The sequence below is a fragment of the Corynebacterium mendelii genome, assembly GCF_017307055.1.
GTDB classification, from domain to species: Bacteria; Actinomycetota; Actinomycetes; order Mycobacteriales; family Mycobacteriaceae; genus Corynebacterium; species Corynebacterium mendelii.
The window spans coordinates 188,285-190,847 of record NZ_JAFLEQ010000016.1 but is presented as its reverse complement, the minus strand read 5'-3'; the positions used below and the strand labels follow the sequence as shown (position 1 = coordinate 190,847).

Annotated in this window: 2 protein-coding genes and 1 pseudogene; all 3 read right to left on the bottom strand. The window is 63.7% G+C overall.

The window, feature by feature from the left end:
• Positions 1–384, bottom strand: a pseudogene (locus JZY06_RS09290) (DM13 domain-containing protein); the annotation flags it as partial.
• A 382-nt stretch (positions 385–766) separates the two neighbouring features.
• On the bottom strand, positions 767–1,297 hold the full coding sequence (locus JZY06_RS09285) for a GNAT family N-acetyltransferase (protein WP_207279267.1): 531 nt from the start codon (positions 1,295–1,297) through the stop codon (positions 767–769).
• Positions 1,298–1,597: 300 nt separating this feature from the next.
• Complete coding sequence (locus tag JZY06_RS09280) at positions 1,598–2,470, bottom strand: LGFP repeat-containing protein (protein WP_207279266.1); 873 nt, start codon at positions 2,468–2,470, stop codon at positions 1,598–1,600.
• Between the last annotated feature and the right edge of the window lie 93 nt (positions 2,471–2,563).

Genomic DNA, 2,563 nt, shown 5'->3' with positions numbered 1-2,563 from the left:
ATCCGGGCCGTCGTCTGTGGCCAGGTTTTCCAGCCGGATGATCCTGCGGCCGTCCGGCAGTTCGGTGAGGTAGGCGCTTCCGGAGGTGTCATGATCAATCCCGCTGAAACTCCCCTGCTTCAGGTGCACCGGGGCGCTTTCGGCCGGAACCGGCTGCGCCGGTGACTGCTGTGTTTTTGCGGGGGCATCCGCCTGCGCGGTCTGGGCCGCAGCGGTTGCCGGCGCGGCACCGGTGGTTACTGCCGTTCCCGGCAGAGCCTCGTCGATGGTGCTGCTGGTGAACATGCGCCAGGGTTGGGTGGCAAACAGCACCACGGCAACAACGGCAACGGCAACAATCAGGCCAACAATGAGAACCCGGGGCCGGGATATTTTTTTAGTCATGGTCGTTTCAACCCCGCCACCGTAATTTTTATTCCCCGACAGGTTTTATCGTCGGGCCGGATCCGACCGCAAGGCCGAACTGTCCGATGTTTTTTCCGCCTGGGCCGACGCCGGTGTGCCCGGCCTTTGTCAACTCCCCCGGCCGGATCCCGGCATGCCCCGGGAGCGCTGACAGAAAAACGGCGGCCGTCTCCGGGAGAGGTGGCCGTCCCCGTCACGGCCTGTGCGGGAAAACAAGTGGATATCTGCTCGGCGCGAACCTGTGGCCACCAACAGTCCACTGCCCGCCCCAGCGTTTCGGGACCGGGTTGCCACGTGGCGTCGCCGCCGGGCGCCGACCGTGGGCCATCCGGCCCGTGAAACGGTCCCGGCGGTGCGGTATCTAGACCACGATTTCCGGTTTCGGCAGCAATTTTTCCCAGATATCCGTATCCCGCCAGTGGCCTTTGAGTTCCCCGTAGGGCATTTTCGCCATGTGGGTCAACGTGCCGGCTTTTTCGAAACCTCGGGACTGGTGCAGTTTTCGCGAGCCTTCGTTTTCCGGGAAAATCCAGGAGTGGATGGCCCACTTGTTCAGCTCGATGCAGACCTCGATGAGTTTGTCCAGCAGCGCCCCGGCCACCCCGCGGCCCTGGGCGTCGGGGTGGATGTAGATGGAGTCTTCCACCACACCGTGGAACACCTGACGCTGGGATACCGGGGCGGCGGTCACCCAGCCCAGCACCGTGCTGTCGTCATCGGCTTCGACAGCCACATATGCGGTCTCCATGATTTTCACGGCGGAAAATTTTTCCCAGGGAAGGGCATGGCGCTCATAGGTGGCGTGTCCGGTGTCCAGACCGTGTTCGTAGATTTCGACGACCTGCGGGTAATCGTTTTTGGTCAACGGCCGGATATGGAAGTTTCTCGACATGCCCTGAAGCCTAATGGGCCGGTGAGCTGCACACCAAACCTGTTTCGACAGCATCACACCACGGCTTTTCCAGTTGAATCGGTCACAGTGCCGCCGGGTGCCGCAGCCTGCCGCCGGATCGGGACCGTACCGGGTGCGGGGTACAAAACGATACCTACCGGCACCACGCGACCGCCGGACGCCAAAAAAACAGCGACCGGGGTTGTATACCCCGGCCGCCTGAAAAAAGGCCGGATACATCCGGCCGTCCGGCCGGCATCACCGGGGTCTCCCCCGGATCAGGCCGCGCCGGAAGTGGTTTTACTTGGTGTCCTGAATGGCTCCGGCGTCACCGTTTTCCGCGGCCCACACCTGGCCTTGGGTGAATTCCTGGACCCAGCCACCGTCAGCTTTGGGGTGCTCCGGGGCGGTGGGCATGCCGATCGGGTTATCGATGGCACCGTTTTCGAACCATTCCTGGCCGATACGGCCCTTGACCGGGTAGGCGCCGGTCTTTTCGGTGAAGGCGATGTGCCAGCCGTTGGCGTAGGAGGCCACCCACTTGCCGTCTTTTTCGGTGACATTGGTCAAAGCGCCGGTCGGGCCGGACTGGCCGCCGAGCTTGTCGTAGGCGACCTTGATGGCGTCGGGAACCTTGATCTCGGTGCCGGCGGCATCGGTGACGGTCACCATGGTCTCGCCCTCGGCTTCGGCAACAGCATCAGCGGCCTTGGTGCCTGCTGCGTCGGCAGCATCCTTGGCGTCCTTGGCGGCGTCGTCGGCCGCATCCTTGGCATCCTTGGCGGCGTCGTCGGCCGCATCCTTGGCATCCTTGGCGGTGTCAGTTGCAGCGTCTTTGGCGTCCTTGGCGGCCTCGGTGGCTTTATCGGCGGCATCTTTGGCCGCGTCTTTGGCGTCCTTGGCGGCGTCTTCGGCCGCGTCTTTGGCGTCCTTGGCGGCGTCAGCGGCCTTGTCGCCGCCTTCCTTGAGGGACTTGTCGATCTTGTCGACGGCTTTGTCCGCCTCAGCGGCAGCCTTGTCGGCTTCCGAAGCGGCAGCGTCAGCTGCCTGGCTCAGCGAAGCGGCGGTGGAATCGGCGGCTTCATCGGCCTTCGAGCAGGCGGTGACACCGGCGGCGGCCAGGCCCAGGGCACAGGTGGCGGCGATCAGGCGGGTACGGGTTGTGACAGTCATAATTTCGATAATCAGTCTTTCGGGGTTCATGGATGGTTGATGGAAAAAAAATTTACCGGCGGGTGGGACCCGCCGGGGGGCGGGGCACGCCCC